This window comes from Actinomadura sp. 9N215 (genome assembly GCF_044326345.1).
Taxonomy (GTDB): Bacteria; Actinomycetota; Actinomycetes; order Streptosporangiales; family Streptosporangiaceae; genus Spirillospora.
Map to the genome: position 1 here is coordinate 1 of NZ_JBIRBA010000063.1, position 6555 is coordinate 6555.

General features: G+C 70.1%; 7 protein-coding genes. 3 read left to right on the forward strand and 4 right to left on the reverse strand.

The features are described 5' to 3' along the window. Positions 1-298 precede the first annotated feature (298 nt). Both ACH34T_RS44440 and ACH34T_RS44445 read right to left on the reverse strand, forming a co-directional pair. Positions 299-1285, reverse strand: a complete 987-nt coding sequence (locus ACH34T_RS44440; RefSeq protein ID WP_396027066.1) for an acyl-CoA desaturase — start codon at positions 1283-1285, stop codon at positions 299-301. 438 nt (positions 1286-1723) lie between these two features. Then, positions 1724-2209, reverse strand: coding sequence for an STAS domain-containing protein (locus ACH34T_RS44445; RefSeq protein ID WP_396027067.1), 486 nt, complete (start codon positions 2207-2209; stop codon positions 1724-1726). An 808-nt stretch (positions 2210-3017) separates the two neighbouring features. Between ACH34T_RS44445 and ACH34T_RS44450 the strand changes: the two genes are divergently transcribed. From ACH34T_RS44450 to ACH34T_RS44460, 3 genes are all read left to right on the forward strand, one after another. Then, positions 3018-3251 carry a hypothetical protein gene (locus tag ACH34T_RS44450; protein WP_396027068.1) on the forward strand — a complete coding sequence of 78 codons (234 nt, stop codon included), beginning with the start codon at positions 3018-3020 and terminating at the stop codon, positions 3249-3251. Positions 3252-3298: 47 nt separating this feature from the next. Continuing rightward, the gene (locus ACH34T_RS44455; RefSeq protein ID WP_396027069.1) at positions 3299-3877 is read left to right on the forward strand and encodes a DUF5994 family protein; all 579 of its coding nucleotides are present in this window, start codon (positions 3299-3301) and stop codon (positions 3875-3877) included. 76 nt (positions 3878-3953) lie between these two features. Continuing rightward, positions 3954-4349 (forward strand): STAS domain-containing protein, encoded by a 396-nt coding sequence (locus tag ACH34T_RS44460; RefSeq protein ID WP_396027070.1) that lies wholly within the window; start codon positions 3954-3956, stop codon positions 4347-4349. Between the two features lie 666 nt (positions 4350-5015). On the opposite strand, the gene ACH34T_RS44465 is transcribed toward ACH34T_RS44460, so the two are convergent. Further along, the gene (locus tag ACH34T_RS44465; protein WP_396027071.1) at positions 5016-5510 is read right to left on the reverse strand and encodes a DUF6458 family protein; all 495 of its coding nucleotides are present in this window, start codon (positions 5508-5510) and stop codon (positions 5016-5018) included. A gap of 144 nt (positions 5511-5654) precedes the next feature. Next, positions 5655-5846 carry a UBP-type zinc finger domain-containing protein gene (locus tag ACH34T_RS44470; RefSeq protein WP_396027072.1) on the reverse strand — a complete coding sequence of 64 codons (192 nt, stop codon included), beginning with the start codon at positions 5844-5846 and terminating at the stop codon, positions 5655-5657. Positions 5847-6555: the final 709 nt, after the last annotated feature.

Below are 6555 nucleotides of genomic sequence, written 5' to 3' on the forward strand. Positions count from 1 at the left end.
CAGGCGCGCAACACCAACCGCAAACTCGCCGACCTCGCCCAGGCCGTCATCGACGACGACCCCGCCGTGGTGAACTCCCTGCGCCCACCCCACGATCCCAGCCGTCGCGCCGACCAGACCTGACCGCGGACGATGACGGGGAAGGCGCCGAAGAGAGCGCGGACGACGGCCGACTCCGTGCGCCTCAATTCGCGACACCCGGCACATTGCGGCTTGCGCATGCTCCCGCTGAGCGAGCCTGGCCGCGTGGTCGACGTGATCACGCGCGTCCAAACGCCGTACCGCCCTGACTGGCCGATCAGCGAGTATCTCCGCGCTCCCTGAGTCCGCGGCGCCGTGCGGCGATGCGGGACTGGGTGGGCCAGCGTACGTCGTGTGCCAAGCCGAGCATCTCCAGCCACCGGACGAGCCGGGCCGAGGGGTCGATCTGACCCGGCAGCATGCCGTGCCGGGCGCTGGTGGGATCGGCGTGGTGGCCGTTGTGCCAGCTCTCGCCGAACGACAGGACCGCCAGCGGCCAGAAGTTGGTGGCCCGGTCCCGGGTGGTCAGCGGCCGGTCGCCGAACACGTGGCAGACCGAGTTGATCGACCAGGTGACGTGATGCAGCAGGGCGATCCGGACCAGGGTCCCCCAGAAGAACGCGGTCGCGGCGCCCGTCCAGGTGCCGGTGATCAGCAGCCCGGCCGCCGGTGGCGCCAGCAGCGACACCCCGGCCAGGACCGGGAACCACCGGTCCACGCGGCGAATCGCGGGGTCGGCGAGCAGGTCCTTGGCGAACCGCGCCCGGTTGGTGAAATCGCGGTTGAGCATCCAGCCGACGTGCGCGAACACCATGCCCTTGGCCAGGCCGCGCACGCTGTGCCCGAACCGCCACGGTGAGTGCGGGTCACCCTCGCGGTCGGCGAAGGCGTGGTGACGGCGGTGGTCGGCCACCCATCCGATCACCGGCCCCTCCACTGACAGGCTTCCGGCCACCGCCAGGGCCACGCGCAATGGCCGGCCGGTCTTGAACGACCCGTGGGTGAGATAGCGGTGGAACCCGACGGTGACGCCGAGCCCGGCGATCACATACCCGGTCACCGCGATGAGCACGTCGAGCGGGCTCAAGCCCCAGCCCCACGCCACCGGCACGGCCGCGGCCAAAGCCGCGAGCGGCATCACCACCATCACCCACATCACCACCACGGCCGCGGTGGACTTGTGTCCCTCGGCCAAGGCCGGTGCGGGCCGGCCACGCGCTCTCGGCCGGTCCACGGCCGGCCCCGGTGAGGTCATCGAGGTCATGACCCTCGCCTCCTCCTTCGCTGCGTAGGTCTACGCCTGTCTCCGGTTCTGGAGCGCACCGCATACCCGAGCACGCCGCACCCATGCCTCCACGCAGGCTCCCACTCACCCGACCTTGCCTCTGGGGGAGCGGTTTGACCGTCCGCCAGGCACCGGTGAGGCGAGATGGACTGACCGCACAGGCCGTCGAGGCGGACCGGGTCATCCAGTCCGCTGATCATGACGGTCGTGCTGGTCACCGCGATATTGAAGGGACCGGCCGGTCGGCTGGCCCTGTCCATGGCGCGCGGCCGGCGCCACCGCACGCCGCTTCGGCTGATGCTGACCACGGGCTCCGGCAAGCCCGCAAGATCGCGACCTCAGAGGCCGCGCCGGGACGGACGGTATTGCCGGGACGGACGGTGCGATGCGCGTTCGGCACGCCGAGCCGCGTGGTGGTCACATTGGGCTGCACAGCGCCTTCAACGCGTCCGCCGGCTCCGCATGCAGGGTGAGGACGTCGTCGATGCCGGTCAGGCGAAGGATGCGGTCGACCCGGCCCGTGGCTCCGGCCAACTCCAGGACCAGGTGCATGTTCTCAGCATGTTTGGATGCCTTGACCAGGGCAGTGATACCGCTGGCGTCGCAGAACCTGACGCGCGTGAGGTCGATGATCACGCCACTGCTCGGCGCGGCGCCGGCGTGGCCGGTGGACGCGCTGGTGATCATGGCGCTGAGCTGGACGGTCAGCCAGCCGCTGTTGGAGGCGTCGATCTCACCGGCGAGTGCCAGCAGCATCGCCTTCGACTCGGCATCGCAGTCGACGTCCGTCCGCCGGAGTCTGACCTGCGCCCCGGCTTGGGCGCCCTCGCCGGTCGTGGTGTCCAGCCGCGTCCGCAGCGCCAGTGGAACGGAGGATGGGGGCGATGGTTCGAATGCCGTCATGGCAGCCACTTCCCTGGAGCGTGTGCACCTACACCGCCAGGGTCTGGAGCGGCCCGACAGACGACTGCCGTCGTCGCACGTAGCATAGGCCGCTCACGACCTGCGGTCTAACCCTGCGACCCGTTCAATGCGGAGCGCCAGCGGCGCGGCCGCCGTTTCAGCCGCGTCCACCGGTTCGTGCTGCCTGACCTGGCAGGGGGAGGCAGCCCGGGTACTGGTCGACGTTGTGCGCCGGGACCGGAAGCGGCGCGTACACACGCGGCTACTGCTGTCGGACGTCGCCGGCCGAACGGGAGGCGGCCGCTCGCCGGAACCGGGCGGTTGAGCGTTGGGCGAGCGCTTTCTCGGCACGCTCGACGCTGAGGTCGAGGATGGCGGCCTATTCCGGTTCACCCGCGTCGATCAGTGATCATGGCGCCCTCATTCACGACGGGCGGGCTGCTGGTCCAGGGCCGCCGACTCGGGGAGGAGTGGACGGCCCTGGAGCGTCCGGCCCATTTTCCCCAGGCAGTGTGGGCCGGCCACGCCAGTCAAGCCTGATGACCCGGCGATGGATACAGCCACTCCTTGCACAACCCATCATTCGCGCTGATAACCCGCCGCCTCGTCCGGAAATCGACAGGAATGGAGCGGGGTTTCTCGCGCTCGGGTGTCGACGGTCCCGATGCGTGAGCGGATCACCTCAGAAACTATTTCAGTTTCCCGTATATTGGCAATTATTCGGATAGAATAAAAGTATCCGGCAAACGACGGCATCCCGTTCTGAGGGCTTCCGTCACACCGGCCCGCCCCCCGGAGAGGGGGAGCCATGCAGACCTCGCGCAAGCCGCGCGCCAACGGCCAGGCCGGTTCGGTGTCCCGGCTCAGACCACCTGGCCCCGGAGTCCCCGATCGGCACAAGTCGCTGCCGTCGGCGCGAACGGTGAAGGCGGCCCGCACGAGCGTGGTGTGGTCCGAGCTGTGGGCTGTCGCGGTCACCTTGCTCCTGGGCATGGCCCGTCTCACGCAACTGCGCCCGCTGACCCGCAAGCGCCTCCGCTGAGAATCCGACCCACCACTCCGATCGGAAGCCAAAGGAAGGCGCCTGCCATGTGGACCACCACCGAACGCCGCACCACGATCAGCCTGTCCCCACCCTCGACTCCCCGGGTGCGGCTGCGTCCCGCGGCCCTACCCGGCTCGGCGCGGCCCGTGCTGGACGGCGCCTGGTGGCCCCGCTCGACCGACCCGGTCGCGGAACTGCCGGGCTTGATCCTGGCCTTGCAGGACCACGGCCCGATCGACGACCAGCGTCCCATCACCCACGTCCTGCTCCGGGTGGACGACTGGGACAGCCGTCCCCGGCGACTGCGCATCGACGGCCCGGCCGACACCCGGGTGGTGCGATTGAGCTGGTTCGACTCCCTGCCCTCCGGGCTGCTCACCGCGATCCACGCCGACGGCCGGCGCGTGGACCTGTTCACCGTCCCGGTCTCCACCCCCCGGGACGAGGCCGAGGCGTCGATGGAGCTGGCGTCCCACCCGCACAACCTCCTGCACACGCCTGACCTGCTGGCCGCCCTCACCCCGCCACCCGGCCGGATGGACCGGGCCGGCGCCCCGACGGTCTCCGAGAGCGACTGGGAGTCCGAGGGCGGACGACTGCAGGAACGCCTCGCGGCACATTGATCCGCTCCGCTGCCCGGCCGGCCGTCATCCGGCCGTCCGGGCCGGCGCGCCCGCCCACCCGTGATCGGAGATCACCATGACCACACTCACCGCCACCGCACCCGCCACCGCGGGCCTTGTCCGGGCCCCCGACGAAGTGAGGATGCCCGCCCACCGGCGTCCCGGCCACACCATCGTCGCGTTGTCGGGCGTCCTCGACGGCGCCGCCGCCCCAGCGCTGCGCGAGCACCTGATCGGCGCGTTGCGGCACAGCGGCCGCCTGCTGATCCTCGACCTGAGAGAGGTGGCGTCCGCCGACGCGGCCGGGCTGGCCGTACTGGTCGGCATCCAGCGCCGCGCCGCAGGGCTCGGCATCACCGTACGCCTCGCCGACCCCGGCCCCCAGGTCGCCGCGCAGCTCCGACTCACCGCGCTCGACCGCACCCTCACCGTTCACCTCACCCGGAACGTCCACGCCGAAGTCGCCGCATAACCGAGATCACGCCGGCCGCAACCCGAGGCGATGCGGCCGAACCGCGCCCGGTCCCGCGACGCGGGCCAAACGGCGGGCGGTCCCGGTCCGGGCTCGATCCCGATCGGAGAGCCCACATCCGCACGGGAGTCGAAGCCGCCGCACGACCCCCGTCTGCCCAGCCAGCCAGTGACGGCTGCCGCCCGGGCGGGCAGCGGCCGGAGAGACAGCCGCTGGCCGACCGTCCGACCATGCGGGCGGCCGCGGCGTGGCGGCGGCCGGACGTCATCGACGACCGGTGCCCCATCACTGAGGACGGGGGCCCGCGCGACCAGCTCAGTGTTTCAGGCCGTCCCCACGTCGTGGTTCCCTGCCCTCGGCCGCGTCAGGAGACGACGATGGCGACCGCCGCGATCAGCGCGCAGACGAGGGCCACCGCAATGGCCATGCCGCCGATGAGCTCCGTCATCAGCCGCAGGTATTCATCTTTCATGGTCATCGGGCACCTCTTGTCGGACCTGGTCACGGTCACCGAACTCGGGAGTGACAGTCGGGCGCCGCGAGTGCGGCTGACCGCTGCCGAGGGACGGCGCTTCCATGGACCTTCGCGGCCGGGGCTCAGCCTCAGGGCCTCAGGACCTCCCTGGCGGTGTTCACCGGCGATGTTCATGCGGGCACCTCCTCGGTCTAGCGTCGGCTACGTCGCGGCCGGGCGCGGCTTTGGCGGGTTGCACCGTCAGCGTCGGGCGAGCTGTCGTGGGGCGGCGGCGCGGCGGGGTTCCGCCGCCTGTCGTCCGCTTCGTCGATGGCGTCTTGGCGGCTGCGGGCGGACCATCGCTTCGGGGGTGACATGCCGCGCATGACCAGCGGAAGCAGCAGCAGGGCCGCACCGGCGGCCATCAAGATGGTGCCCACCGCGTGCAGATCGATACCGCGTACGGACCCCGTGACGGCGAAAGTGAGGATCGCGCCGATCGTCAGGAGGGCGACGCCGCCCGCTATCGGCATCACACACCGCTCTTCGGCGAACTCAGGTGAATGATCCAGGCGATGATGTCCATGACCGAACTCCTCGACGAGCCATGAGTTCGGTGACTGCCAGGATCGGTCTTTCCGAACCGGTCGAAGCAGCGGCCCCAATGCGCCGCAGAATACGGCCACCGGGCCGGCATGCCCGCTCATTTTCCATTCAACCCTCCCACCGCGGCGGGGGAAACAGCCGTTCTCCGAACGTCCCTTCTCCCCGGGAGATGACAGATTGGAGCCTGTTCAAGTTGTGGGCGGCTCAGCTTGGCGGGGCCGTCGACCACTGGAAACTGGCCGGAGTCAGACTAGGCGTTCGTGGACGTAGCACCATCTCCAGGTGGATCCCGGTTCCGTCGCGGCGGCGAGCGGATGGTCGGTCTCCTGGTAATGCGCTTGTGCGTGGCGGTTCGGTGAGTCGTCGGAACACGCCACCCAGCCGCAGGTCAGACAGATTCGGAGGGCCGTCCACCCGCCTCCTCGCGCCTCGCACACCGTGCAGCCGCGCGATCGTGGGAGTGACGGGCGTCAGACCGTCCACATGCTCACAGTGTGGCGCCGACCCGTTCGGGCCGGTGGGCACGCTTGAGGTCATGGTTCGGACTCTCATTTCGTGGTTCATCGAGAGCCCCCTTTCCGAGCACCGCGACGCGCTGCCGTTGGATCAGTACTCCAGTTCCGGACGCGGTGGACCGCCGACGGCGCGCAGGTTATGCAGTACCCGGCGACGCGGGAAGCCGGACCTGTGGATCGTTGGCCAAGATCGGCGTGCCCTTGGGGATGTGGCCTCTGCGCACGATCGTGGTCATGATCTTCCGCTCAGAACTCGGACGCGTGATCGGCGTCTACTACCAGTTGAGCTCGATCTCCCGCCCGCCGTAACGGGCGATCCGAGCAAGGTCGATCAGCGGGGGCGATAACCGCCGACGGTGGTCGTGACCCCCGCCGCCGCCCGTCTGGGCCGCGCGTCCCGTCTGGGGCGCGCGTCCCGTCTGGGCCGCGCGTCGTCGTCGTGATTCTGACGGACGTGATGTCGAGCCGTTTATGTTGGGTGGTGGCGGCCTTGCGGACTGCCGAAGCCGGGGAGGTGAGGTTCATGAGTGGGACGGTGACCGAGGTCTGGGTCGCGGCCAGCGGCGGCCATGACATTGTCCGCGCTGATGCGATCGTGATGCTCCGCCTGGACGAGACCGGACGGCTGACC

Excerpts from the sequence above, each read along its gene's own strand:
- ACH34T_RS44460 (WP_396027070.1), top strand. The coding sequence starts at position 3,954 with ATGACCACACTCACCGCCACCGCACCCGCCACCGCGGGCCTTGTCCGG.
- ACH34T_RS44465 (WP_396027071.1), bottom strand. The coding sequence starts at position 5,510 with ATGAGCGGGCATGCCGGCCCGGTGGCCGTATTCTGCGGCGCATTGGGG.
- ACH34T_RS44440 (WP_396027066.1), bottom strand. The coding sequence starts at position 1,285 with ATGACCTCGATGACCTCACCGGGGCCGGCCGTGGACCGGCCGAGAGCG.
- ACH34T_RS44445 (WP_396027067.1), bottom strand. The coding sequence starts at position 2,209 with ATGACGGCATTCGAACCATCGCCCCCATCCTCCGTTCCACTGGCGCTG.
- ACH34T_RS44450 (WP_396027068.1), top strand. The coding sequence starts at position 3,018 with ATGCAGACCTCGCGCAAGCCGCGCGCCAACGGCCAGGCCGGTTCGGTG.
- ACH34T_RS44455 (WP_396027069.1), top strand. The coding sequence starts at position 3,299 with ATGTGGACCACCACCGAACGCCGCACCACGATCAGCCTGTCCCCACCC.